The sequence below is a fragment of the Roseovarius confluentis genome, from assembly GCF_002917925.1.
Lineage (GTDB): Bacteria > Pseudomonadota > Alphaproteobacteria > Rhodobacterales > Rhodobacteraceae > Roseovarius > Roseovarius confluentis.
In genome coordinates this window covers 30,491-54,201 of the sequence record NZ_PPFE01000006.1, presented here as the reverse complement: position 1 = coordinate 54,201, position 23,711 = coordinate 30,491, and the positions used below count along the sequence as shown (strand labels likewise).

Genomic DNA, 23,711 nt, shown 5'->3' with positions numbered 1-23,711 from the left:
ATTCGTGTCCGCCTCGCTTACTGCTGCGGCCAACAGCCGTCAAGGAGGCCACACCGATGTCCGATCCCCGAGCCACAGGTCCCGGCGACAGCCCGGTCAACCCGATCCCGCCGCTGGTGCTGGTCATCGTGGCCGCCATGGCCGCCGCCGAGGCGGTGTTCCAGTTGGGCGCACGTGGCCTCGCCGGTGGGCCCGAGGCGATCGGCTGGCGAATCTCGACCATCCAGCAATTCGGGTTTTCCAACCGGGCGATGACCTGGATGCTGGAGACCGGTCAGTTAAGGATTGATTATCTTATCCGCTTCGTCACTTATCCGTTCGTTCACGCCAGCCTTCTTCAGGCGGTTTTCGCCATCGTGATGACGCTGGCCATCGGCAAATTCGTGGCCGAGCGCATGGCCGGGTGGGCGGTGGCGATTTTATTTTTCGCCTCATCCATCTTCGGCGCGCTGGTCTTTGGCCTGATCTATCCTGACGGGCCGGGGTTAATAGGGGGTTTCCCCGGCGTCTATGGCCTGATCGGGGGCTTTACCTGCCTTGTCTGGCTGCAATTGGGGGCGATCGGCGAAAACCAGATGCGGGCTTTCGTGATGATCGGCGTTCTGCTGGGGCTGCAACTGATCTTCGGGCTGCTCTATGGCAACAATTTCACATGGGTGGCCGATATCGGCGGCTTCGTCGGCGGGTTCTTTCTGTCCTTTGTGCTGGTCCCCGGCGGCATGGCGCGGCTGCGCGAGAAGTTGCAGCGGCGTTAGAGCGTGTCGCGTTCATTTGCATTCACGCGCCGCGCTCCAACCTTTTGATAACGCACGTCCGAGGAGCGCAAAACCGGTGCCCACTTTTGCGCGACGTGCGCTAGCGGCGCACCGCGGCGCGGAATTCTGACAGGCGAAACGCGCCCAGAAGCTGGCCGAGGCCGAAATAGCTGACACTGCCGAGCCCGATCAGCACCAGAAGTGCCAGCCAACGCCAGCCGCCCAGGCCGAAGAACGGTGTCATCAGCACTTGCAGGCCCCACAGGATCACGCCGAGGAGGACCGACGTCAGCAGGATGCGCCAGATGCGGCGGCGGAAGCGGTCGTCGAAGCGTGCCACTTCGCCATAGCCGCGTGCGCCGCGCAGCAGAAGCCAGACCATGGCCCAGCCCGCCGCCGTGGCGGCGATGGCGGCGGCCCACCAGCCGACGACTTGCGCCAGCCCCACGGCCAGCGCGGCGTTCACCACCATGGCTACAAGGGCGTAGTGGAACGGCTTTTTCGTGTCCGATCTAGCGAAAAACACGGGTTGCAGGACCTTTTGCAGCACGAAGGCGGGCAGGCCGAGACTGTAGATCATCACCGCGAGCGCCGTTGCGGCGGTGTCGTCGGCATCGAACTTGCCGCGCTCGAACAGGACCGACACCAGCGGCAGGGGGATCACCATCAGCGCCACGGCGCAGGGCACGGTCAGCGCCAATGAGATCTCGGCGGCGCGGGAATAGGCGTGGCGGGCGCCCTCGTGATCCTCGGCCTTGAGCCGGCGCGACAGGTCGGGCAGCAGGACGATGCCGACGGCAATGCCGACGACGCCAAGGGGCAGTTGATAGAGGCGGTCGGCGGCGTAGAGCCAGCTGACCGCGCTTTCGGTGTTGGAGGCGACAAGCTGACCCACCACGAGGTTGATCTGCACCACACCGCCGGCAAGGGCGGCCGGCACGGCGACGCGCACCAGCTTGGACATCTCGGGCGTCCAGCGGGGGCGGGTGGGGCGTATCGCCATCCCGGCACGGTCGGCTGCGATCCAGACAAGCGCCAGTTGCGCCACGCCAGCGAAGGGGATCGTCCAGATCAGCGCGTCGGCGACGGGGCCGCCCACGTACCACGTGATCATCATGGCGCCGACCAAGAGCACGTTCAGGATGACCGGCGCGGCGGCGGCGGCGGCGAAGCGCCCGGCGGCGTTGAGAACCCCGGAAAACAGGGCTGCGAGCGAGATGAAGAAGATGTAGGGAAAGGTGATGCGCGCGTAATCGACGGTGATGTCGAAGCGCGGATCGCCGTAGTAGCCCTCGGCCGTGGCATACACCAGCGCTGGCATGAAGATCATCGCCAGCGCGGTCAGGATCAGCAGGACGAAACTGAGGCCGGAGAGCGCCAGCCGGGCAAAGCCGATGGGGTCTTCGTCGGCCTCGAGCCGCTTGGAAAACATCGGCACGAAGGCGGCGTTGAACGCGCCCTCTGCAAAGAAGCGGCGGAACATGTTGGGCAGGCGGAAAGCGGCGACATAGGCATCCATCAGCACGCCGGGGCCGATGAGGTTGGCGATGATGACGTCGCGCACGAAGCCCAGGATCCGGCTGGCCAGGGTCCAGACGCCCACGGTCAGGACGCCGGAGAGAAGGCGGATGGGTTTCATGTGCGGTGCCTGCGTCTGCCTTGTTTTCAAGAGCATTAGCCGATTGCCGGGGGCGGGGGAAGTGTGGGAATGCGTGCCTGTCGGCCGAATCGGGTATTAACGGTCCTGTTTCCGCCGATTTCGGACGTCGGTATCGCGTCGGTATTCGGGTGGTTTTGCGACGGTGGAATTTTCGCGCGTCGTGCCACGCGACTTCCTGAGGCCACCGCGCGGTGCGTTTGTCGCATATTGAGGTCTGGCGCCCCGCGACGAGGGTGGTAGCGTCGGGCAACCCCACCCGGATCGGAAGGTGCCCCCGATGACGACCTCGCCCTATGACATCCTGTTCGAGCCCGTGCGGATCGGGCCCAAGACCACGCGCAACCGGTTCTACCAGGTGCCGCATTGCACTGGCATGGGCTTTCGCTATCCGCAGGCCGAGGCGGCGCATCGCGGCGTGAAGGCGGAAGGGGGCTGGGGCGTGGTCTCGACCCAGGAAACAGAGATCCATCCCAGTTCCGATCTGACGCCGGCCAACGAGGGGCGGCTGTGGGATGACGGGGACATTCCGGCGCTGCAGCTGATGGCCGAAGCCGTGCAGGCGCATGGCAGCCTTGCGGCGATCCAGCTGGCGCATAACGGGTTTCATGCCACCGGGCGCTATGCGCGGCAGCCGATTCTGGCGCCCTCGCCCACGCCCAGTGACTGGGGCGATCCATGGCAGGCACGCGCGATGGACAAGGCCGACATCAAGGCGTTTCGGGGCTGGCATGTGGACGCGGCGAAGCGGGCCAGGCGGGCGGGGTTCGACATCGTCTATGTCTATGCCGGGCATGACATGACCCTGTTGCAGCATTTCCTGCTGGCGCGGCACAATCACCGGACGGATGAATATGGCGGCAGTTTCGAGAACCGGCTGCGGCTGTTTCGCGAGGTGCTGGCCGATACGAAGGAGGCGGTGGGCGACAGTTGCGCCATCGCGGTGCGGCTGGCGGTGGACGAGTTGATGGGTGAGGACGGGCTGCGCCACGAGGTCGAGGGGCGCGACATCGTAGAGGCGCTGGCTGAGGAACCTGACCTGTGGGACGTGAACATCTCGGACTGGTCGAATGACAGCCAGACGTCGCGGTTTGCCAAGGAAGGGTACCAGGAGCCTTACACGGCCTTTGTGAAATCCGTGACGACGAAGCCGGTGGTGGGGGTGGGGCGGTATACCTCGCCCGACACGATGGTGCGGCTGGTCAAGTCGGGGCATCTGGACCTGATTGGCGCGGCGCGACCGTCGATTGCCGACCCGTTCCTGCCGAACAAGATCAAGGATGGGCGGCTGGAGGAAATCCGCGAGTGTATCGGGTGCAATATCTGCGTGTCGGGGGATCAGTTGCTGATGCCGATGCGCTGCACCCAGAACCCGACGGTGGGCGAGGAGTGGCGGCGCGGCTGGCATCCGGAGGTGATGACCGGGGACAAGACTGCGTCGGAGCGGTTCCTGATCGTGGGTGGCGGGCCTGCGGGCATGGAGGCGGCGCGCGGGCTGGTCGCGGCGGGGCACGAGGTTGTGCTGGCGGAAGCCAGTGACGCCTGGGGCGGGCGCGTGGCCATCGAAAGCGCGTTGCCGGGGCTGGCGGAATGGGGCCGGGTGCGCGACTGGCGGCTGTGGCAGTTGCAGCAGAAGGATGCAGCCGATCTCTACCTGCAAAGCCGGCTGAGCGCGTCGGATATCCTGGACTACGGGATCGGGCAGGTGGTGCTGGCCACCGGGGCCAGTTGGCGGCTGGACGGGGTGGGGCGCACGCACCGCCTGCCGGTCGCGGCATTCGGGGCATTGCCGGTGCTGTCGCCCGAAAGCGCGATGCAGGGCGGCCTGGAGCAGGATGATGGATCGGGGCCGATCGTGATCTATGACGATGACGGGTATTACCTTGGAAACGTGCTGGCCGAGCTGGCCGTGCAGACCGGGCGCGAGGTGGTGTTCGTGACGCCCGAAGCGGTGGTAGCGCCGTGGACGACGAACACTCTGGAGCAAGAGCGCATCCAGGCGCGGTTGATCGGGCTGGGGGTCACGATCATTCCGCTGCACAAGGTGGCGGAGGGAGATAGCAGCACGCTGGAACTGGCTTGTGTCTATTCCGACGCCCGGCGGCAGATCCCCTGCGCGACGCTGGTGCCGGTGACGTCGCGGGTGCCGAATGATGCGCTTTGGACCAATCTGAAGGAGCACGAGGCCGACTGGGATGCGGCGGGGATCAGGGCGGTGACACGGATCGGGGATTGTTATTGCCCGGGCACCATCGCGGCGGCGGTGCATGCGGGCCACGAGTATGCACGGACGGTCACCGGGGCGCAGATCGCCCCGCCACGGCGGGGCGAGCGGGTGGATTTGTCGCCGGAGAGGTGATGCGGGCGCGTGCCGGAATTTTCGGAAATTCCGGGCGTGAAAATACGTATTCTCACGGCCATTTCCTGCGCAGGAAATGGGGCCTGCAGGAACCTGCGGTGGAGTTGAAGCGCGATGACCGCTGCGAGCCCTTTGCGAGACATTAGTATCGAGTCACCAGCCGGTTAACAGCCGCGAAGCGGCCCGGCCATCGTCAGCCCCTCCCTTGGGCTGGCGATTTGGCTGAGGCTGGGCGCAACGATCATTCCGAGGATGTATTTGGCAGGCATAAAGTGCTTCAGAATTGCCGTCGGATCGCCACCCCAGGGGCTGACGCTCGCCTCCGTCATGAACGGCAGCTCCATCCGCATTGGCGACCTTCATGCCGCTTGTGACGAAGGACCGGACCGAGCCCTCGCCGCTCAGTCGCCGCGGCCTCAGGTCTCGGTCGGTTCGGTGACGTCCCTGTCACGCTCCCACCCTTCATGTTGCAGGGTTATGCGTTCGATCGCGGCCATGGCCTCGCCTTGGCTGTCCAACTCGGGGAGTGCCTCGTAGTCCGATACCCAAGCGCGGAATACGTTGTAGCGAATAACGAGCTGTCCGGAGAGATTGTAGAGCTCGACCTGGATGTCCTTGCGCATGTCCTTGAGCGAGACCGCCGCATCACCTTGCAGGCTGAAGACCTGATTGGCCCAATCCTCGAACGCGGTGTCGTGCGTGATGCCGCGTTCCATGGTGATGGGTTCATAAGCGGTTTTGCCAGGAGAGCGGAGGGGGCGGCTGAGGGCGCCGCCTTCGCGGAGACTGAGAACCTCGGTCGAGCGTTTGAGCGCACTGACCTTGCTGATGCCCGCAACGAAACGGCCGTCCCACTTCACACGAAACTTGAAGTTCTTGTAGGGGTCGAGGCGATGGGTGTTGACGGAAAACTGGGCCATGAAATGTCTCCTGAGAATAGGCGCAGGATATGAATAAAAACGCCGAATTGCCAGAAATGAAGTCGAGGGCTCAACAAGTCGGCCGGCGCTCACCATTCAGGCGCTTTCGGGAAGATGGCAACCCGAAGCGAACGTTGGCGCCGTCGCAACGAAAGCCCGCTTCGTCCCGCACAACCGCCATTCGTCGCAACCTATTCAATGCCGGGGGCTACACTTTCACGCCCGTTTTCAGCGGATCGCCTGTTCGACGCCGTCCGAAATCGCCTCGCGCAGCTTGCGTTCCAGCGCCCGCTGCTTGGCGGGGGAATAGAATTTCAGGCCGAACATGTCCTTGACGTAGAACGTGTCGACCACCTGTTCGCCATAGGTCGCGATCACCGCCGAGTTGATGTAGACGTTGCCATTGGAAAGTGTGCGCGTCAGGTCGAACAGCAGGCCGGGGCGGTCGCGGGTGTCGACCTCGATGATCGTGTAGATTTCCGAGCCTTCGTTGTCGAAGGTGATGTGGGTGGGCACGCGGAAGGCGCGTTCGCGTTTCTTGATCTTGTCGCGCGATTGCATCGCGTCGCCGGTGATGACCTCGCCCCCGAGGGTTTTGCGGATCATCTGGGTCAGGCGCGGCAGTCGGTCGGCCTCGTAGGGGCTGCCGTCGGCGTCCTGAATCCAGAAGGCGGCGGTGGCATAGCCGTCCTTGGTGGTATAGGTGCGCGCGTCCACCACGTTGGCGCCCACCAGCGCCAGCGCGCCGCACATGCGGCTGAAGATGCCGGGGTGGTCGGCCAGCGCAAAGCAGACGCGCGTGGCGTCGCGGTCCTCGTCGGGGGTGAGCTGAATGCGCATCTCGTTCTCGGAAATGTCGCGCAGCAGGAGGGCGAAATCTTCGTGCGCGGTGACGTGCAGGCCCTGCCAGTAGGGCGGGTAGTGGCGCTCCAGCTCGGTCTTGAGGTCCTTTGCGTCCCAGTCGGTGAGGGCCTCGCGCAGATTGCGCTTGGCGTCGGTGCCGCGCTGTTCGCGGTTGAGCGCCTCGAGCCCGCCTTCCATGGCGCGGCGCGTCTGGCGGTAGAGCGCGCGGATGAGCGAGGCCTTCCAGTTGTTCCACGTGTTCGGCCCGACGCCGCGAATGTCGCAGACGGTCAGCACGCAAAGAAGATCGAGCCGTTCGCGGGTCTGCACAGCCTTGGCGAAGTCGCGCACGGTGCGCGGGTCGGCGATGTCGCGCTTCTGGGCCATGTCGGACATCAGCAGGTGATAGCGCACCAGCCATTCGACCGTGTCGACCTCCTTGGGTTTCAACCCCAGCCGGGGGGCGACGCGGCGGGCGATGCGGGCGCCGAGGATCGAGTGATCCTCGTCCCGGCCCTTGCCGATGTCGTGCAAGAGCATGGCGACGTAAAGCACCTTGCGGTTCACGCCGGCATCGAGGATCGAGGACGCGATCGGCAGGTCCTCGGTCAACTCCTTGCGCTCGATCTTGGAGAGCTGGCTGACGCACTGGATGGTGTGCTCGTCCACCGTGTAGCTGTGATACATGTTGAACTGCATCATGGCCCTGATCGGCTCGAATTCGGGGATGATGGCCGACAGCACGCCAAGCTCGTTCATCCGGCGCAGCGCCCGTTCGGGGTTGCCGTGCTTCAGCAGCAGCCCGAGGAACAGTTTGCGGGCCTCGGGGCTTTCGCGGAAGCTTTCGGTGATGAGGTCGAGATTGGCGGTGACAAGCCGCATCGCGTCGGGGTGGATCAGCAGCCCGGTGCGCAGGCCTTCCTCGAACACGCGCAAGAGGTTGAGCGGGTCCGACAGGAAGTCTTTCTCGTCTACAATGGCCAGCCTCCCGTGGACTTCCTTGTAGCCGTCCTTGAGCTTGCGCTTGCGGGTGAAAAGGCGTTGCAGCAGAGGCTCGGATTTCACATGCGCCGCTTCCAGCTTGGTCAGGAAGATGCGGGTGAGGTCGCCAACGGCGGTGGCGTGGCGGAAATACTCCTGCATGAACACCTCGACCGCGCGGCGCCCGGCGCGGTCCTTGTAGCCCATGCGCTCGGCCACTTCGACCTGAAGGTCGAAGGTCAGTTGTTCGGTCGCGCGGTTGGTGACGAGGTGAAGGTGGCATCGGGTGGCCCAGAGAAAGGTCTCGGCCTTCAGAAAGGTTTCGAACTCGTCTTCCATGAAAAGGCCGTGGTCCACGAGGTCGGACACCTTGTCGACGTGGTAGAGGTACTTGGAAATCCAGAACAGCGATTGCAGGTCGCGCAGACCGCCCTTGCCCTCCTTGACGTTGGGCTCGACCATGTAGCGTTCGCCCTGCTTTTCGTGACGGGCGTCACGTTCTTCCAGCTTGGCTTCGACGAATTCGCGTTCGGTGCCCTTGAAGAGATCGTTGCGCAGGCGGTGGTCGAGATCGCCCGCCAGCCTGTCGTCGCCGTAAAGCAGGCGCTTTTCCAGAAGCGTGGTGCGGATCGTGAAATCGTCCGTCCCGAGGCGGATGCATTCGCGGATCGTGCGGCTGGCGTGCCCGACTTTCAGCTTGAGGTCCCACAGCATGTAGAGCGTGCTTTCGATCACGCTCTCGGCCCAGGCGGTCATCTTGTAGGGCGTGAGAAACAGCAGGTCGACATCCGAGAAAGGCGCCATTTCCCCCCGGCCATAGCCGCCAACGGCAAAGACCGTCAGGCGCTCGGATTCGGTGGGGTTGGGCAGGGGGTGCAGGTAGCGGCTGGCCACTTGCAGGGCGGTCATCACGGCGCAGTCGGTGAGCCAGGTGTAGGCGCGCGTCGCCTCGCGTGCGGCGAAGGGCGTCTGCAGAAGCGCCTCGGCAATGGCGGCGTAGCCCGCCGTCATGGCCTCGCGCGTCGCGGTCATCGTCTCGCGGCGCAGGGCGACGGTATCCGACGGGTCGGCCTCGCGCACGGCGTCGATGCGCGCCTGCACGGCGTCCTGGTCGAAAATGACCTCGGCCGGACAGATCAGCGCGTCCGGCGGCGTCAGCGTGTCCTTCATGGCATGGGTCGGCGGCGCGGGATCAGAGACCCGCGCGACCGAAGCTGGCGGGGGCGGGCGACAGCACCACGACCTGCTGGTTGCGGATGGTGGCCACCGCAAGGCCGCGCTGGGTCGTGCCGTTGGGCAGGAAGCGGAAGATGCCGTTGACGCCCTGGAAGCCGGAAGATTGCGTCAGGCGGGAGCGCGACAGGGCATCGGCCCGGCCGGAGCTGGTCAGCGCCCCGATGGCGGCGATGGCGTCGTAGCTGAGACCGGCAAGATCATGCGGCGGGTTGCCGTTGGCCGCCTGGAAGCGCGATTTGAACTGGTTGGCGCGCTGCGGGTCGGGAATGGCGAACCAGCCGCCCTGAACGCCCGGCAGCGTGCGGGTCTGCGCCGGTTCGTCCCAGCGGGCAAGGCCGATATACTGCATCTCGGCCGGGGACAGGCCCGCCTCGGGCAGCATCTGAGAAAAGAGCGGCAGCGCGCCGGCGGAATTGGCCGTCAGGAAGATCGCGTCGGCGCTGTTGGTCTGGGCGTTATCCTTGATCGCCGGGATGGCGCCGACGACACCGCCTTGCGAGAATTCGTAGTTCACCACGCCGGCCGATGTCGCGCCGTTGGCGCGAATGGCCTGGGCGATGGCGTCGCGGCCCAGTTCCCCGGCGAGGTTGCGCGAATGCACAGTCAAGATGCGGCGCTTGCCCTGGCTGACGGCATAGCCGGTCAGGCGATTGGCGGTATCCTGGAAAGTCTGGCCGAGGACCAGCAGATTGCCGCCCGCGATGGTGGGGTTGTTGGAGAAGGCCAGCACGTTGATGTTCTTGGGCGCCATTGCGACGGCGACGGCGTTGGCGGATTCGGCGTGCAGGGGGCCCACGATGATCTTGGCACCGTCGGCGGCGGCATTGAGCGCCGCCTGCTGGGCCTTGCCCGCATTGCCGGCAGTGCCGTAGACGCGCAGGTCGATATTGACGCCGGAAAGGTCCGCCACGGCCATGCGGGCGGCGTTTTCCAGGTCGCGCGCAAGGCGCTGTTCGTTCGGGTTTGCCGCGCCGTGCGGCACCAGCAGGGCGACCGGCACGGCGGCGCCCGGGTCGATCCGCTGGCCGCTATTGCCACCGACCACCGGTATGCCGGCGTCGCAGGCGGCGAGCAGCAGGAACGTGGCCAAGAGGGCAAGTCGGTGGAACGGCTTGCGGACGGCATCGAAAACGGCAAACATCAGGGTACGAACTCCTTCTTTCGCGCGGTCCGGGTGGACGGCGCAGTTGGTCACGATAATAGACGTCCAGAGAGGCGGGTCCAGTGATGAATCCCGACAAGCAGAGCCTTGCGCCCGGGCTGTACCTGGTGGCGACCCCGATCGGGGCGGCGCGGGACATCACGCTGCGCACGCTCGACATCCTTGCAGATGCCGATGTGCTGGCGGCGGAGGACACGCGCAGCCTGCGGCGACTGATGGAAATTCACGGTCTCAAGCTGAACGACAGACCGCTCGTGTCCTATCACGACCACAATGGCGACCGCGCCCGCCCGCGCCTGATGGCGGCGCTGGAGAGCGGCAAATCAGTGGTTTACGCGTCCGAGGCGGGCACGCCGATGGTGGCCGATCCGGGCTATGACCTGGCCCGCGCGGCGGTGGCGGAGGGGCATGCGCTGATCTCGGCGCCGGGGCCGTCGGCGGTCGTGACGGCGCTGACCGTGGCGGGATTGCCGACCGACAGGTTCTTTTTCGCGGGCTTCCTGCCGTCGGGCGGATCCAAGCGGAAATCCGCACTTCGGGAGGTGGCGGGCGTGCCCGGCACGCTGGTGTTTTACGAATCGCCCAAGCGGGTGGCGGCGATGCTGCGCGACGCGGCCGAGGTGCTGGGCGAGGAACGGCAGGCGGCGGTGTGCCGGGAACTTACGAAGAAATTCGAAGAGGTGCTGCGTGGCACGCTGAAGGAGCTGGCCGAACGCCTGCAAGCACAACCGGTCAAGGGCGAGATCGTCGTGGTGATCGAACGCGGAGCGGCAGAGGTAGGCAGTGCGGAGGATCTGGATGTGGCCCTGAGCGCGGCGCTGGAAACGCTGAGCGTGCGGGATGCGGCCGATACGGTGGCGGCGCGGCTGGGGCTGAAACGGCGGGTCGTGTATCAGCGGGCGCTGGAATTGAGCGGTTAGGAAAAAATTAGATGTTTTGGTGTGAGATGCCGGGGTGAGATGAAGTAAGGAAGACCGGAATGACATGCGACACCATCCTGCGCAGGCGCAGGGAACGCGGGCAACGCGCCTATCAGAAGGGGGCGTCCGCCGAGAAATCGGTCGCGCTGGACTATGACCGTCGTGGCGCCGACCTGTTGGAAACCCGTTGGCGCGGACAGGGGGGTGAGATCGACCTGATTTTTCTCGAAAACGGCGTTTACGTGTTCTGCGAGGTGAAGGCGTCGGATACGGTCGAAGGCGCGATGGCGCTGCTGCGCCCGGCCCAGATGCAGCGCATTCACGTGGCGGCGTCCGAATATCTTGGGCAGACGCCTGATGGGCAGCTTAGCGAGGTGCGCTTTGACCTCGCGGTCATGGACGGGCAAGGTATCGTGACGGTTATGGAAAACGCGTTCGGGCATTTCTGAATTGATCCCTGTCGGTGCTTGGCCCATGTAGAGGGCAGCACAAGACGGGGATGGCCCATGAAAATCGCCTTTCAGATGGATCCGATCGACGGGATCGACATTGACGGGGACAGCAGCTTTCGCCTGGCCGAAGAAGCGCAGGCGCGGGGCCACGAGCTGTTCTATTACACGCCCGACAAGCTGGCCTATGACCGGGGGCGGATCACCGCGCGGGGCTGGCCGCTGACGGTGCAGCGGGTGAAGGGCGATCATTTCAGCCTGGGCGAGGAGCGGGTTGCGGACCTGTCGGAGTTCGACGTTGTCTGGCTGCGCCAGGATCCGCCGTTCGACATGTTCTACATCACCACCACGCATCTGTTAGAGCGGGTGAAGGACACGACGCTGGTGGTGAACGACCCGTTCTGGGTGCGGAACTTTCCCGAGAAGCTGTTGATCCTAGACTTCCCGGAGTTGATGCCGCCCACGGCGATTGCCCGCGACCTGGGCACGATCCGCGCTTTCAAGGCCGAGCATGGCGACGTGATCCTGAAGCCGCTTTACGGCAATGGCGGCGCGGGGGTGTTTCACCTGCCCGAGAGCGACCGGAACCTTTCAAGCCTGCACGAGATGTTCACCGGGTTCAGCCGCGAGCCGCTGATCGTTCAGAAATACCTGCCCGAGATCAAGGACGGCGACAAGCGCGTGATCCTGGTGGATGGAGAGCCCGTGGGCGCGATCAACCGTCTGCCCGGCAAGGGCGAGGTGCGGTCGAACATGCATGTGGGCGGCCGACCCGAGAAGGTCAGCTTGAGCGATCGCGACCGGGAGATTTGTTCGATCATAGGCCCGCGGCTGCGCGAAGCTGGGCAGATTTTCGTGGGTATCGACGTGATCGGGCAGTACCTGACCGAGATCAACGTGACCTCGCCCACCGGTATCCAGGAGTTGGAGCGGTTCGACGGGACCAACGTGGCCGGGACGATCTGGGACGCGATCGAGGCGAAACGCGCATGAGCGTGATGCGGCCACTGCTGAACCAGTGGCTGCGGCTGACCGAGAAGCCGCACCTTCGCAAGGCCACGGTCGCCAAGGCGCGCAGTTCCTTCGAGACCAAGGCGAAGGTCCTGTTCCATGCGCCGCGCGGCACCTCGGTGGCCGAGGACGAGTTGGGCGAGGTGCCGGTGCTGTGGACATGGGCGCTGGGCACGGGGCGCGAGGACGGGCCATTGATCCTCTACTTCCATGGTGGTGGCTTCGTGTTCGGCAGTCCTTGGGTCTATCGCAAGATGCTGGCGGTGTTGTCGCGCGAGGCGCGGGCGCCGGCAGCTTTGGTGCAGTACAGGCTGGCGCCGGAGACGCCCTTTCCCGGTGCGTTCGACGATTGCATGGCGGCGTACCGCGCGGTGATGGACCGGCCCGGCGGCGTGGTGCTGGCGGGCGACAGCGCGGGGGGATGCCTGGCGCTGGCGGTGCTGGCGGAGATCACGCGGGAGGGCCTGACGCAGCCCAGGGGCTGCATCGCCCTGTCGCCGGTGACGGATTTGACGTTTTCGGGTGACAGCATCCGCGAGAATGCCGAAAGCGAAGCGGTGCTGCCGATCGAGCGGGCCGAGGAAATGTGCGAATGGTATCTTGGGGACACGGACCCGAAAGACGTGCGCGTATCGCCGCTTTTCGCCGCTTTCGAGGGCGCGGCGCCGGTCTGGATCGGGGTGGGGGATACCGAGGTGCTGCGCGACGACACGCTTCGAATGGCGGCGCATTTGCGGGCGGCAGGCGTGGACGTGACGGAGGTGGTGGAGCACGACCTGCCGCATGTCTGGCCGCTGTTTCACAACCTGCTGCCCGAGGGGCGCGAGACCCTGGCGGATCTGGGAGACTGGATCAGGTCTCTTTCATCGACATAAGGCGGTAGCTGACGGCCTCGGCCACGTGGGGGCGAAGGACGTCGGTTGAGCCGTCGAGATCGGCGATGGTGCGGGCGACGCGCAGGACGCGGTGATAGCCGCGCGCCGAGAGCCCCATGCGTTCTGCCACGGTGTTCAGAAGGTCGCGGCCTTCGGTGTCGGGGGTCGCGATCTCTTCCAGGGCCTCGCCTTCGGCATCGGCATTGAGGCGCATGTCGGCGTGGTCGGCAAAGCGGGATTGTTGTACCGCCCGCGCCGTGGCGACCCGCTCGGCCATCTGGTCTGAGCTGTCGCCGGAGGGGGGCAGGTCAAGGTCGGTGAAGCTGACCGGGGGAACCTCGATGCGCAGGTCGAAGCGGTCCATCAGGGGGCCGGAAATGCGGGACATGTAATCCTCGCCGCATTGGGGCACGCGGGCGCAGGCGCGGGCCGGGTCGGGGAGGTAGCCGCATTTGCAGGGGTTGGCGGCAGCCACCAGCAGGAAGCGGCAGGGGTAGCGGACATGGGCGTTGGCGCGGGCGACGACGACCTCGCCCGTCTCGATGGGCTGGCGCAGGGTCTCAAGGACCGCGCGGGGGTATTCCGGAAACTCGTCCATGAAGAGCACGCCGTTATGGGCAAGGCTGATCTCGCCCGGACCCGCCCGCCGACCGCCGCCGACGATGGCGGCCATGGAGGCTGTGTGGTGCGGCTCGCGGAAGGGGCGCGTGCGGTTGATGCCGCCCTCGGTCAGCAGCCCGGCGAGGGAATGGATCATGGAGGTTTCCAGCGCCTCGGGCGCGGTGAGGGGCGGCAGGATGCCGGGCAGGCGGGCCGCCAGCATGGATTTGCCGGAGCCGGGCGTGCCGACCATCATCAGGTGATGTCGCCCGGCGGCGGCTATTTCGAGTGCGCGCTTGGCGCGTTCCTGCCCCTTGACGTCGCGCAGGTCGCGGCCGGAGGCGTCTGCCGTGACCTCGCCCGGTTCCGCCGGGGGCAGGGGAGACTGGCCGGTGTAATGGCGGACCACGTCGGCGAGGGTGGCGGCACCGATGACCTGCGTGGCGCCGACCCAAGCGGCCTCGGCCCCCGAGCCCTTTGGGCAGAGAAGCGTGCGGTCTTCCTCGGCCGCGGCCATGGCTGCGGGGAGAGCGCCGATGACGGGGATGAGGGAGCCGTCGAGAGAGAGTTCCCCGAGGCTGCAGGTGCCCTCGACGGCGTCGGGGGGGATGATTTCCAGCGCGGCGAGCAGGGCGAGGGCGATGGGCAGGTCGAAATGGCTGCCTTCCTTGGGCATGTCGGCGGGCGACAGGTTGATGGTGATGCGCTTGGAGGGCAGGGCGATGGCCATCGACGAGAGCGCCGTACGCACGCGGTCGCGCGCCTCGGACACGGCCTTGTCGGGCAGGCCCACGAGCGAGAAGGCCGGGACGCCGGGGGTGACGGCGCATTGCACCTCGACCTGGCGGGCCTCGACGCCCTCGAAGGCGACGGTGTAGGCGCGGGCGACCATGGGGGACTCCGTTCCGTGAGAATGATTAACGGATAGCGCGCAAGTGGTTTAGGAATGGTTAACGCAGCCCCGACGGCGTGCGTGAGGCACGGTCGGGATTTGAGTATTTTTGGCAAGAAAAAGAGGGTGCTTTCAGGCGGTTCCGTCGCGCATTGCGGTGAAGGCGGGCCAGGCGTCGGGGTCGGCGACGGTCTTGTCGCGGCAGGTGGCGTTGCAGAAGCCGAAAATGCGGCCGCCGGTTTCCATGAGGTGCGTGGGGGCCTTGCCGGAATAGGGGCAGGCGGTGTTTTCGGGCGTGCCATCGGCGACGGGACGGGCCGGGGCGGTACGGGGGCCGGGCCATGTGGTGTGGTCGAGCGGCTGGTCATAGGGGACAGGGTCGTAGGACTTGGTGAGCCCGAGCGCGCGCCATTGGCGGAAGGATGTGTCGGCGAGGGTGGTGTCGACATAGGCTTGCGCGGTCTTGCCCACAGACAGGGCGTAGCCCGCGATGCGGGCGGCGACGGGGGCGTAGAAGGCATCGGCGAGGCTGTAGCGCCCGAAGAGCCAAGGGCCGTCTGCGCCGTGGCGGCTGTGGGCGAGGGACCACAGGGTTTCGATGCGGGCGAGGTCGGCCTTGACGGCGTCGGACGGCGTGAAGCCTTGCCATTGATGCCGAAGCTGCATCGAGCAGTCGGCGCGCAGGGCGGAAAAGCCGGAATGCATTTCCGCGGTGATCGAGCGGGCGAGGGCGCGGGCGGCGGGATCCTTGGGCCAGAGACCGGCTTCGGGGTGTCGTTCGGCCAGGGTTTCGGCCATGGCGAGGCTGTCGAAGATGACGATGCCGCCCTCGTCGCGCATTACCGGGACGAGGCGGGCCGGGGCGAGATCCTTGAGGTCCTCGGCCATGGTGCCGTCGTAGAGCCCGACCATATGGGTGCGGTGCGGCAGGTCGAACTTTTCGAGCATGAGCCAGCCGCGCAGGGACCAGCTTGAAAAGGTGCGGTCGCCGATAAAGAGATCGTATGTCATGCCGCGACGTTAGGCCGGGCCGGGAATGTGTCAAAGCGATCATTTGTGCGCATGTGCATCACGGGGCGTGATCGATGCCTTCGACGTGCCAGCCGGAGGGGACGTGGTGCAATTCGGTCACCGAAAGGGGGGCGATGTTGTGGGAGAACGCCTCGGTCGTGGTGAGGTCAAGGGCGCGCTGAAGCTGGGTGAGAATGACGCCAAGATGGGCGACGATCACCAGGTCGGCACCGGGATGCGCGGAGATGAGCGCGTCGGTGGCGGCGTCCACGCGGGCGACAAGCTCGGGCCAGGTTTCGCCGGAGGGTGGACGCACCTCGCCGGGTTGATCCCAGAACGCCCGGTAGCGGGCCTGGTCCTCGATGTCGTCGGGGGATTGCAGGTCCCAGTCGCCGAAGTGAAGTTCCCGTAGGGCGGGATCGTGCGGCAGGCGCGTGCGGTGCCCGGCCAGCGTGTCGGCAGTGGCGGCGGCGCGGCTGAGGTCGGAGGAGACCAGCATGGCCGGTTTCGGCAGGTGGGCGTCAAGGCGGGCGATGCGCGCGGTGTCGGAGAGGTCGGCGGGCAGATCGGCCCAGCCGACGAGGCCTTTCGCGTGGGTGGGGCCATGGCGAACCCAGAAAAGCCGGGTTTTCACGGCAGGTCGCCTTTCAGCACCTGTGGCAGGCCGGCGATGACGTTGACCACGAGGCCGGCCTTGGCGGCCAGCTTGAGGTTCAGGCGGGAGAGCGCGGCGCAAAGGCCGGGCGGGTCGGACGGGGCTGGCTCGCAACTCAGCACGATCACGGGCGCGGCGCAGAGGGCGAGGCCGGCCATCAGTTCCGCCTCGGCCTCGGCCGGGTCCTTGCCGTCGGCGATGAGGGTGTCGAGCCACGGCGGCAGCGCGTCCAGCAGGACGGCGGAGTCGCCGCTGATCCCGGCGAGCGTGCGGCCGATATCGCGCGGTGCGCGCAGGATGGTCCAGTCGGTTTCGCGGCCTGCAAGGCTGGATTGAGCTGCGGGATCGTCGGCGGGTGCGGTGAGGATGCAGACGGGACCGCGGCCCGTGCCCGTAACGAGGGTTTTCGCGAACCCGGCCTTGCCCGAGCCGGCGGTACCTAAAACAAAAGTGAGTCCCGGCAACATTTTTTTTGCATCCTTTTCGTGATCCGCGCGTTGAGATGATGCGTACCACCACCAAAGACGGCGAAAAAGCTGCTTTCAAATCGCGACCGGGAGTACTTCACCATGGCCTTGGATGGCAATTTCAGCACCAACATGTCACGCGCGGCGATGAAGGCCGAACTGCTTGACGCCGAAACCGAACTGACGCTGGCCTATGCCTGGCGCGACCAGCGGGACGAGGCGGCGCTGCACCGCCTGATCACCGCGTATATGCGCCTGGCGATTTCGATGGCGTCGAAATATCGCCGCTATGGTGCGCCGATGAACGATCTGATCCAGGAAGCGGGTCTTGGGCTGATGAAGGCTGCGGACAAGTTCGATCCGGACCGCGGCGTGCGGTTCTCGACATACGCAGTGTGGTGGATCAAGGCCAGTATCCAGGATTACGTGATGCGCAACTGGTCGATGGTGCGGACCGGCTCGACCAGCAGTCAGAAATCGCTGTTTTTCAACATGCGCCGGGTGCAGGCGCGGCTGGAGCGGGAATCCATGGCCAAGGGCGAGACGTTGGACCGGCACCAGATGCGCGAGATGATCGCCATCGAGGTCGGTGTCCCGCTGCGCGACGTGGAGATGATGGAAGGCCGGCTGTCCGGCTCGGATTTTTCGCTGAACGCGACGCAATCGACCGAGGATGAGGGCCGCGAGTGGATCGACACCATCGAGGATGACGGCAAGCGCGGTGATGAGCTGGTCGAGGAAGACCATGACCGGGGCGCGCTGCGTAATTGGCTGGGCGGTGCGATGTCCAAGCTGAACGAGCGCGAGCGGTTCATCGTGGTGCAGCGCAAGTTGCAGGACGAGGCGCGGACGCTGGAGAGCCTTGGCGAAGAGCTGAGCCTGTCGAAGGAGCGCGTGCGCCAGATCGAGGCGGCGGCGTTCCAGAAGATGCGCCGCTACCTGGAAAAACAGGGTGGCGAAGTGCAGAGCCTGCTGGTCTGATACCCGTCCGTTCCTGACGTATGAAATAACGCTGTCGCGGCCTGCGGCGGCGTTTTTTCATGTCGTGGGACCGGGCCTTGTACCGTGTCGGGTCCGGGCATAGTGTTTGGCCGAAGATTCAGGGAGCCGTCGCATGCTGGCCGGAAAACGTGTTTTGCTGATCATCGGCGGCGGGATCGCGGCCTACAAGGCGCTGGACCTGATCCGGCGGCTGCGCGAACGGGGCGCGGCGGTGACGCCTGTTCTGACGCGGGCGGGCGCGGAGTTCGTGACGCCGCTGTCGGTGTCGGCCCTGGCGGGGATGAAGGTGTTTCACGACCTCTTTGACCTCACGGACGAGGCCGAGATGGGGCATATCGAGTTGAGCCGCAGCGCGGACCTGATCGTGGTGGCGCCCGCGACGGCGGATCTGATGGCGAAGATGGCAGGAGGCCAGGCGGATGATCTTGCCTCGACGCTACTGCTGGCGACGGACACGGAGGTGCTGCTGGCGCCGGCGATGAACGTGCGGATGTGGGAGCATGCGGCGACGCAGCGCAATACCGCGACGCTGAAGGACGATGGGATCGGGTTTGTCGGGCCAAACGCGGGCGACATGGCCTGTGGCGAGCATGGGCCGGGCCGCATGTCCGAGCCGCTGGAGATCGTGGCGGCGGTGGAGGCGCGGCTGGCGCAGGGGCCGCTGGCGGGCAGGCGCGTGATCGTCACCTCGGGGCCGACGCATGAGCCGATCGACCCGGTGCGGTACATCGCCAACCGCTCGTCCGGCGCGCAGGGCACGGCGATTGCCAGGGCGCTGGCGGGCGCGGGGGCGGAGGTGGTTTTCGTCACGGGGCCGGCAGATGTGCCGCCGCCCGACGGTGTGGAGGTCGTGGCCGTCGAGACCGCACAGGAGATGCTGGAGGCGGTGGAGGCCGCGCTGCCGGCTGATGCGGCGGTTTTTGCCGCCGCCGTTGCGGATTGGCGCGTGGCGAGCGCGGGAGCGCGCAAGATCAAGAAGGAAGGTGGCAAGCTGCCGGTGCTGGAGTTTGCCGAGAACCCCGATATCCTGGCCACCATCAGCCGGATGGAGGCCGGGCGACCGCCGCTGGTGGTGGGCTTTGCGGCCGAGACCGATGACGTGGTGGATCATGCCACGGCCAAGCGGGCGCGCAAGGGGTGCGACTGGATCGTGGCCAATGACGTGAGCCCGGCGACGGGCATCATGGGCGGTGCCGAGAATGCCGTGACGCTGATCACGGCCGACGGGGCCGAGGCTTGGCCGCGCATGTCGAAGGCGGACGTGGCGCAACGGCTGGTGGCGCGGATCGCGGAGGCGTTGGGCTGAGGCGACGGTGGTTGCGCCCGAAGAGTATCTTGCCTTCGGCGAGGATATTTATGGCCAGAGGAAAAGCAGGAAGAACCGGCGCATGGTGAGCATTTCGGTGATGTGGGACGACGGCGCGGACCGTGAGTTGGGTCTGCCGCGCTATGAGACGGCGGGGGCGGCGGGGGCGGACCTGCGCGCGAACTTGGCCGACCGGGGCGCTGTGGTGATCGCGCCGGGAGCGCGGGCGCTGGTGTCGACGGGGCTGCGGCTGGCGATACCCGAGGGGTACGAGGTGCAGGTGCGGCCGCGCTCGGGGCTGGCGTTGAAGCACGGGATCACGCTGCCCAACAGCCCTGGGACGATCGACAGCGATTATCGCGGACCCTTGGGGGTGATCGTGATGAATGCCGGGGCCGAGCCGTTCACGGTGGAGCACGGGATGCGGATCGCGCAGATGGTGGTGGCGCCGGTGGTTCAGGCGGAATTCGACGTGGTGGAGCGCCTTGAGGACACCGCGCGCGGGACGGGCGGTTTCGGGTCGACGGGGGCAGGCTGATGCTGTTGGTGCTTGTGCTGGCCGGTGCGATCTGGGGGCTTGGGGCGTGGATGGGCGCGCCGCGGCGGCAACGCTGGATGATGATCGCGATCCTTTGGGCGTTCGTGGTGCTGACGCAACTGGTGCTGCCCGATGGGAACGGGTTGCGCGAGGCGACGGGCGGCACGGCGGCGCCTTGGCTGTTGCTGGCCGGAGCGGTGGCGCTGCTCCTGGCCTACCGGCAGGTGCTGCGGCGACTGCGGGGCCGGGTGGCGGCGCCGGAGCCGGAGAAACCGAAGGGGCTGTTCGCGCCGACGGAGCTGGAACGCTATGCGCGGCATATCGTGCTGCGCGAGATCGGCGGGCCGGGGCAGAAAGCCTTGAAACAGGCGAAGGTGCTGGTGATCGGGGCCGGGGGGCTGGGCTCGCCCGCGATCCTCTACCTGGCGGCGGCAGGCGTGGGGCGGATCGGTGTGATCGACGATGACGTGGTGGATGCCACCAACTTGCAACGGCAGGTGATCCATACGGATGCGCGGATCGACATGCCCAAGGTGCAGTCGGCGGCGCAGGCGGCGCGGGACGTGAACCCCTATGTGGAGATGCGCCCCTACGAGCGGCGGTTGAGCGAGGCGTTCGCGGCGGATTTGTTCGCCGAGTATGACCTGATCCTAGACGGGACGGACAATTTCGACACGCGCTACCTAGCCAACCGGGTGGCGGTGACGCAGGGCAAGCCCTTGATTTCAGGGGCGTTGTCGCAATGGGAAGGGCAGGTGAGCGTGTTTGATCCGGCGAAGGGCGCGCCCTGCTACCAGTGCATTTTCCCCGAGGCCCCTGCGGCGGGGCTGGCGCCGAGCTGTGCCGAGGCGGGGGTGCTGGGGCCGTTGCCGGGCGTGGTGGGATCGATGATGGCGGTGGAGGCCGTGAAGGTGATCACGCAGGCGGGTGCGGCGCTGCGGGGTGAAATGCTGATCTATGACGCCCTATATGGGGAAAGCCGGAAGATATCACTGAGCCGCCGGGCGGACTGCCCCGTGTGCGGCCAAAGAGGAGAGCAAGATGACCAATCCGCTGTTGAGTGAGTGGGAGACGCCGTTCGAGATGGCGCCGTTCGACACCGTGTCGGACGAGGATTTCGCACCTGCGTTCGAGGCCGCCCTGGAAGAGGCGCGGGGCGAGATCGCGGCGATTGCGGACAATCCCGCGCCGCCGACATTTGCCAACACGGTGGAGGCGCTGGAAGTGGCGGGCGACAGGCTGGACAAGGTGCTGTCGGTGTTCTTTACCGTGGCAGGGGCCGACAGCAACGACAGACGGCAGGAATTGCAGCGGGAGTTCAGCCCGAAGCTGGCCGCGTATTCGTCGGAGATCTACGGCAACAAGGCGCTGTTTCAGCGGATCGCGACGTTGTGGGACGCGCGCGAGAGCCTGGGGCTGACCGAGGAGCAGGAGCGGGTGCTGATGCTGACGCATCGCGGGTTTCGCCGCGCCGGGGCCGGGCTGGAAGGCGCGGCGGACAAGCGGATGCGCGAGATTCGCGCGCGGCTTGCGGAACTGGGCACGGCCTTCACGCAGAACCTGCTGAAAGACGAGGCGGGGTGGTTCATGGAATTGAACGAGGCGGACCTGGACGGGCTGCCGGAGTTCGTGGTGCGCTCGGCCCGGGCGGCGGGCGAGGAGAAAGGCGCGGAGGGGCCGGTGATCACGCTGTCGCGGTCGTTGATCGTGCCGTTCCTGCAGTTCTCGCCGCGGAGGGATTTGCGGGAGAAAGCCTATGAGGCGTGGACCTCGCGCGGGGCCAATGGGGGCGAGACGGACAACCGCGAGATTGCCGCAGAGGTGCTGAAGCTGCGCGAGGAGCGGGCGAAGCTGTTGGGCTACGAGAGTTTCGCGGCGTTCAAGCTGGAGACCGAGATGGCCAAGACGCCAGAGGCGGTGCGGGGGCTGTTGATGGATGTCTGGGGCCCGGCCCGCGCGCAGGCGGAGGCGGATGCGGACGTGCTGACCGAGATGATGCGGGAAGATGGTGTGAACGGGCCTTTGGAGCCTTGGGACTGGCGGTACTATTCCGAGAAGCGGCGCAAGATCGAGCATAATCTGGATGAGACGGCGTTGAAGCCGTATTTGCAGCTGGATCGGATGATCGAGGCGGCGTTCGCCTGTGCGCATCGGCTGTTCGGGCTGGAGTTCGAGCGGCTGGATGTGCCGCTTTACCACTCCGATTGCCGGGCGTGGGAGGTGACGCGGGAGGGGCGCCATGTGGCTGTCTTTATCGGGGATTACTTTGCGCGCGGATCGAAGCGGTCGGGCGCGTGGTGTTCGGCCATGCGGGGCCAGCGGAAGTTTCCCGATGTGAAGGGGCCGGTGGTGATCAACGTGTGCAATTTCGCCAAGGGCGATCCGGCGCTGTTGAGCTATGACGATGCGCGGACGCTCTTTCACGAGTTCGGGCACGCGCTGCACCAGATGCTGTCGGACGTGACTTATGAGAGCATTTCGGGCACGTCCGTGGCGCGGGATTTCGTGGAATTGCCGAGCCAGCTCTATGAGCACTGGTTGGAGGTGCCGGAGGTGCTGTCGGAGTTCGCGACGCACGCCGAGACGGGCGAGCCGATGCCGCAGGAGATGCTGGACAAGGTGCTGGGCGCCGCCACCTATGACATGGGGTTCCAGACGGTCGAATACGTGGCCTCGGCCATGGTCGATCTGGCCTTCCACGAGGGGGAGGCTCCCGACGATCCGATGGCGAAACAGGCCGCGGTGTTGGCGGAGATGGGGATGCCCCGCGCGATAAGGATGCGCCACGCGACGCCGCATTTCGCGCATGTGTTCAGTGGCGACGGGTATTCGAGCGGCTATTACAGCTACATGTGGTCGGAGGTGATGGATGCCGATGCCTTTGCCGCGTTCGAGGAAGCGGGCGGGGCGTTTGACGCCGAGAAGGCGAAGGCGCTGGAGGAGAATATCCTGTCGACCGGCGGATCGCGCGAGGCGGAGGAGTTGTACCTGGCCTTCCGCGGGCGGATGCCCGGCGTTGAGGCGCTCTTGAAAGGACGGGGATTGGCGGCATGACACCGGAAGAGATCGAAAAGCTGCCGTATCGGCCCTGCGCGGGGGTGATGCTGGTGAACGAGGATGGCAAGGTCTTTGTCGGCCAGCGGATCGACAGCGAGTATGACGCCTGGCAGATGCCGCAAGGCGGGATCGACGAGGGCGAGGCTCCGCGGGACGCGGCCCTGCGCGAGCTGTGGGAAGAAACCGGGGTGAAGGCCGACCTCGTGACGGTGGAGGCGGAGACGCCGGAGTGGATACCTTACGACCTGCCGCATGAGCTGGTGCCGAAGCTGTGGAAGGCGCAATACCGGGGGCAGATGCAGAAGTGGTTTCTGCTGCGGTTTCATGGGGTCGATGCGGATGTGGACATCACCCTGCCGCCGGCGGAGTTTTCCAGATGGAAGTGGATATCGCCGGACGAGGTGGTGGACGCCATCGTGCCGTTCAAGCGCGGGGTTTATGCCAATGTGATGAACGCGTTTGGAGACAGGCTATGAAGACGTTTTTGACGAGTATGGCCTTGGTACTGGCGGCTGGACCGGCGCTGGCACTGTCGTGCCTGCGGCCGGACGTGGCGCGGACCTACAGCCAGGCGTCGGAGGCGGAGCAGGCCTATGTGGTGGTGGCGGGCGCGTTGCGGTTCGACGAGGGCCGGCTGCCCGAGAATGACGGCACCAACCAGGACCGGCGGACCGTGGCGATCCCGGCGCGGCTGGAGGGGAAATCGCTGTCGCGGGCCGGGTTCACGACGCCGTTTGCGCGGGACATCACGCTGGAAGTCAGCTGTTTCGGGCCGTGGTGTGGCGGGGCGCAGTCGGGGGCGGAGTACCTCGTTTTTTTGGAAAAGCACGGGCGGAAGCTGGTGATGGTGGCCGACCCTTGCGGCAGCTGGGCCTTTCCCGAGCCGTCGGCGGAGCAGGTCAAGCAGGTGGAGACCTGCATGGGCGGGTTGGAGTGTGTGCCGCTGAAGTGAGGGGGGGACGCGTGGGTTTTCACCCGCCCTACGAGGTCCCGGATCGGGTCCGGGACGGGGTGA

At 66.1% G+C, this 23,711-nt stretch carries 22 protein-coding genes; 13 read left to right on the top strand and 9 right to left on the bottom strand.

What is annotated here, in order from left to right:
- Window positions 1-56: 56 nt before the first annotated feature.
- Window positions 57-755, top strand: coding sequence for a rhomboid family intramembrane serine protease (locus tag C2I35_RS14260; protein WP_103763741.1), 699 nt, complete (start codon window positions 57-59; stop codon window positions 753-755).
- A gap of 100 nt (window positions 756-855) precedes the next feature.
- Here C2I35_RS14260 and murJ read toward each other — a convergent pair whose 3' ends face one another.
- On the bottom strand, window positions 856-2,394 hold the full coding sequence (gene murJ / locus C2I35_RS14255; protein WP_103763875.1) for a murein biosynthesis integral membrane protein MurJ: 1,539 nt from the start codon (window positions 2,392-2,394) through the stop codon (window positions 856-858).
- A 298-nt stretch (window positions 2,395-2,692) separates the two neighbouring features.
- Between murJ and C2I35_RS14250 the strand changes: the two genes are divergently transcribed.
- Entirely contained in the window at window positions 2,693-4,771 is a 2,079-nt protein-coding gene (locus C2I35_RS14250) for an oxidoreductase (RefSeq protein ID WP_103763740.1), read from the top strand.
- Between the two features lie 164 nt (window positions 4,772-4,935).
- Here the strand turns inward: C2I35_RS14250 and C2I35_RS14245 are convergent, their stop codons facing one another.
- The 4 genes from C2I35_RS14245 to C2I35_RS14230 form a co-directional block, all read right to left on the bottom strand.
- The gene (locus C2I35_RS14245; protein ID WP_103763739.1) at window positions 4,936-5,121 is read right to left on the bottom strand and encodes a hypothetical protein; all 186 of its coding nucleotides are present in this window, start codon (window positions 5,119-5,121) and stop codon (window positions 4,936-4,938) included.
- A 66-nt stretch (window positions 5,122-5,187) separates the two neighbouring features.
- Window positions 5,188-5,691: a phage tail protein gene (locus C2I35_RS14240; RefSeq protein ID WP_103763738.1), complete on the bottom strand. Its 504-nt coding sequence runs from the start codon at window positions 5,689-5,691 to the stop codon at window positions 5,188-5,190.
- Between the two features lie 228 nt (window positions 5,692-5,919).
- Window positions 5,920-8,685: a [protein-PII] uridylyltransferase gene (locus C2I35_RS14235; RefSeq protein ID WP_103763737.1), complete on the bottom strand. Its 2,766-nt coding sequence runs from the start codon at window positions 8,683-8,685 to the stop codon at window positions 5,920-5,922.
- Window positions 8,686-8,707: 22 nt separating this feature from the next.
- Window positions 8,708-9,892, bottom strand: a complete 1,185-nt coding sequence (locus C2I35_RS14230) for a penicillin-binding protein activator (protein ID WP_103763736.1) — start codon at window positions 9,890-9,892, stop codon at window positions 8,708-8,710.
- Window positions 9,893-9,978: 86 nt separating this feature from the next.
- Between C2I35_RS14230 and rsmI the strand changes: the two genes are divergently transcribed.
- From rsmI to C2I35_RS14210, 4 genes are read left to right on the top strand one after another with little or no spacing between them, the layout of a single operon-like run.
- Window positions 9,979-10,833 carry a 16S rRNA (cytidine(1402)-2'-O)-methyltransferase gene (gene rsmI / locus C2I35_RS14225; RefSeq protein WP_103763874.1) on the top strand — a complete coding sequence of 285 codons (855 nt, stop codon included), beginning with the start codon at window positions 9,979-9,981 and terminating at the stop codon, window positions 10,831-10,833.
- Window positions 10,834-10,892: 59 nt separating this feature from the next.
- Entirely contained in the window at window positions 10,893-11,282 is a 390-nt protein-coding gene (locus C2I35_RS14220) for a YraN family protein (RefSeq protein WP_103763735.1), read from the top strand.
- A gap of 57 nt (window positions 11,283-11,339) precedes the next feature.
- Window positions 11,340-12,275 carry a glutathione synthase gene (gene gshB, locus C2I35_RS14215; RefSeq protein WP_103763734.1) on the top strand — a complete coding sequence of 312 codons (936 nt, stop codon included), beginning with the start codon at window positions 11,340-11,342 and terminating at the stop codon, window positions 12,273-12,275.
- Window positions 12,272-13,168: an alpha/beta hydrolase gene (locus tag C2I35_RS14210; RefSeq protein ID WP_103763733.1), complete on the top strand. Its 897-nt coding sequence runs from the start codon at window positions 12,272-12,274 to the stop codon at window positions 13,166-13,168. Before gshB ends, C2I35_RS14210 begins: the two co-directional genes overlap by 4 nt.
- On the opposite strand, the gene C2I35_RS14205 is transcribed toward C2I35_RS14210, so the two are convergent.
- The 4 genes from C2I35_RS14205 to C2I35_RS14190 all read right to left on the bottom strand — a co-directional run bounded on the left by C2I35_RS14205 (window position 13,146) and on the right by C2I35_RS14190 (window position 16,793).
- The gene (locus C2I35_RS14205; protein WP_103763732.1) at window positions 13,146-14,660 is read right to left on the bottom strand and encodes a YifB family Mg chelatase-like AAA ATPase; all 1,515 of its coding nucleotides are present in this window, start codon (window positions 14,658-14,660) and stop codon (window positions 13,146-13,148) included. The two genes, C2I35_RS14210 and C2I35_RS14205, sit on opposite strands and share 23 nt — an antisense overlap.
- 132 nt (window positions 14,661-14,792) lie before the next feature.
- Window positions 14,793-15,671 carry a glutathione S-transferase gene (locus C2I35_RS14200; RefSeq protein WP_103763731.1) on the bottom strand — a complete coding sequence of 293 codons (879 nt, stop codon included), beginning with the start codon at window positions 15,669-15,671 and terminating at the stop codon, window positions 14,793-14,795.
- Between the two features lie 58 nt (window positions 15,672-15,729).
- Complete coding sequence (locus C2I35_RS14195; protein ID WP_103763730.1) at window positions 15,730-16,305, bottom strand: histidine phosphatase family protein; 576 nt, start codon at window positions 16,303-16,305, stop codon at window positions 15,730-15,732.
- The gene (locus tag C2I35_RS14190; protein WP_103763729.1) at window positions 16,302-16,793 is read right to left on the bottom strand and encodes a bifunctional adenosylcobinamide kinase/adenosylcobinamide-phosphate guanylyltransferase; all 492 of its coding nucleotides are present in this window, start codon (window positions 16,791-16,793) and stop codon (window positions 16,302-16,304) included. Before C2I35_RS14190 ends, C2I35_RS14195 begins: the two co-directional genes overlap by 4 nt.
- Before the next feature lie 102 nt (window positions 16,794-16,895).
- Here C2I35_RS14190 and C2I35_RS14185 point away from each other — a divergent pair, with 102 nt between their 5' ends.
- The 7 genes from C2I35_RS14185 (at window position 16,896) to C2I35_RS14155 (ending at window position 23,648) form a co-directional block, all read left to right on the top strand.
- The gene (locus tag C2I35_RS14185; RefSeq protein WP_103763728.1) at window positions 16,896-17,774 is read left to right on the top strand and encodes an RNA polymerase factor sigma-32; all 879 of its coding nucleotides are present in this window, start codon (window positions 16,896-16,898) and stop codon (window positions 17,772-17,774) included.
- A 133-nt stretch (window positions 17,775-17,907) separates the two neighbouring features.
- The gene (gene coaBC, locus C2I35_RS14180) at window positions 17,908-19,101 is read left to right on the top strand and encodes a bifunctional phosphopantothenoylcysteine decarboxylase/phosphopantothenate--cysteine ligase CoaBC (protein ID WP_103763727.1); all 1,194 of its coding nucleotides are present in this window, start codon (window positions 17,908-17,910) and stop codon (window positions 19,099-19,101) included.
- Between the two features lie 82 nt (window positions 19,102-19,183).
- Window positions 19,184-19,639, top strand: a complete 456-nt coding sequence (gene dut / locus C2I35_RS14175; RefSeq protein WP_103763873.1) for a dUTP diphosphatase — start codon at window positions 19,184-19,186, stop codon at window positions 19,637-19,639.
- Window positions 19,639-20,703 (top strand): HesA/MoeB/ThiF family protein, encoded by a 1,065-nt coding sequence (locus tag C2I35_RS14170; protein WP_103763726.1) that lies wholly within the window; start codon window positions 19,639-19,641, stop codon window positions 20,701-20,703. Before dut ends, C2I35_RS14170 begins: the two co-directional genes overlap by 1 nt.
- Entirely contained in the window at window positions 20,681-22,693 is a 2,013-nt protein-coding gene (locus tag C2I35_RS14165) for a M3 family metallopeptidase (protein WP_103763725.1), read from the top strand. The genes C2I35_RS14170 and C2I35_RS14165 overlap by 23 nt, the downstream gene beginning before the upstream one ends.
- The gene (locus C2I35_RS14160; RefSeq protein WP_103763724.1) at window positions 22,690-23,172 is read left to right on the top strand and encodes an RNA pyrophosphohydrolase; all 483 of its coding nucleotides are present in this window, start codon (window positions 22,690-22,692) and stop codon (window positions 23,170-23,172) included. Before C2I35_RS14165 ends, C2I35_RS14160 begins: the two co-directional genes overlap by 4 nt.
- A complete protein-coding gene (locus tag C2I35_RS14155) occupies window positions 23,169-23,648 on the top strand; it encodes a hypothetical protein (RefSeq protein ID WP_103763723.1) in 480 nt (159 codons plus the stop codon). Before C2I35_RS14160 ends, C2I35_RS14155 begins: the two co-directional genes overlap by 4 nt.
- The last annotated feature ends 63 nt before the right edge of the window (window positions 23,649-23,711 follow it).

Bases quoted from the DNA above. Each gene is read 5' to 3' on its own strand.
- C2I35_RS14260 (WP_103763741.1), top strand. From the start codon at position 57: ATGTCCGATCCCCGAGCCACAGGTCCCGGCGACAGCCCGGTCAACCCG.
- murJ (WP_103763875.1), bottom strand. From the start codon at position 2,394: ATGAAACCCATCCGCCTTCTCTCCGGCGTCCTGACCGTGGGCGTCTGG.
- C2I35_RS14250 (WP_103763740.1), top strand. From the start codon at position 2,693: ATGACGACCTCGCCCTATGACATCCTGTTCGAGCCCGTGCGGATCGGG.
- C2I35_RS14245 (WP_103763739.1), bottom strand. From the start codon at position 5,121: ATGCGGATGGAGCTGCCGTTCATGACGGAGGCGAGCGTCAGCCCCTGG.
- C2I35_RS14240 (WP_103763738.1), bottom strand. From the start codon at position 5,691: ATGGCCCAGTTTTCCGTCAACACCCATCGCCTCGACCCCTACAAGAAC.
- C2I35_RS14235 (WP_103763737.1), bottom strand. From the start codon at position 8,685: ATGAAGGACACGCTGACGCCGCCGGACGCGCTGATCTGTCCGGCCGAG.
- C2I35_RS14230 (WP_103763736.1), bottom strand. From the start codon at position 9,892: ATGTTTGCCGTTTTCGATGCCGTCCGCAAGCCGTTCCACCGACTTGCC.
- rsmI (WP_103763874.1), top strand. From the start codon at position 9,979: ATGAATCCCGACAAGCAGAGCCTTGCGCCCGGGCTGTACCTGGTGGCG.
- C2I35_RS14220 (WP_103763735.1), top strand. From the start codon at position 10,893: ATGACATGCGACACCATCCTGCGCAGGCGCAGGGAACGCGGGCAACGC.
- gshB (WP_103763734.1), top strand. From the start codon at position 11,340: ATGAAAATCGCCTTTCAGATGGATCCGATCGACGGGATCGACATTGAC.
- C2I35_RS14210 (WP_103763733.1), top strand. From the start codon at position 12,272: ATGAGCGTGATGCGGCCACTGCTGAACCAGTGGCTGCGGCTGACCGAG.
- C2I35_RS14205 (WP_103763732.1), bottom strand. From the start codon at position 14,660: ATGGTCGCCCGCGCCTACACCGTCGCCTTCGAGGGCGTCGAGGCCCGC.
- C2I35_RS14200 (WP_103763731.1), bottom strand. From the start codon at position 15,671: ATGACATACGATCTCTTTATCGGCGACCGCACCTTTTCAAGCTGGTCC.
- C2I35_RS14190 (WP_103763729.1), bottom strand. From the start codon at position 16,793: ATGTTGCCGGGACTCACTTTTGTTTTAGGTACCGCCGGCTCGGGCAAG.
- C2I35_RS14185 (WP_103763728.1), top strand. From the start codon at position 16,896: ATGGCCTTGGATGGCAATTTCAGCACCAACATGTCACGCGCGGCGATG.
- coaBC (WP_103763727.1), top strand. From the start codon at position 17,908: ATGCTGGCCGGAAAACGTGTTTTGCTGATCATCGGCGGCGGGATCGCG.
- dut (WP_103763873.1), top strand. From the start codon at position 19,184: ATGGTGAGCATTTCGGTGATGTGGGACGACGGCGCGGACCGTGAGTTG.
- C2I35_RS14170 (WP_103763726.1), top strand. From the start codon at position 19,639: ATGCTGTTGGTGCTTGTGCTGGCCGGTGCGATCTGGGGGCTTGGGGCG.
- C2I35_RS14165 (WP_103763725.1), top strand. From the start codon at position 20,681: ATGACCAATCCGCTGTTGAGTGAGTGGGAGACGCCGTTCGAGATGGCG.
- C2I35_RS14160 (WP_103763724.1), top strand. From the start codon at position 22,690: ATGACACCGGAAGAGATCGAAAAGCTGCCGTATCGGCCCTGCGCGGGG.
- C2I35_RS14155 (WP_103763723.1), top strand. From the start codon at position 23,169: ATGAAGACGTTTTTGACGAGTATGGCCTTGGTACTGGCGGCTGGACCG.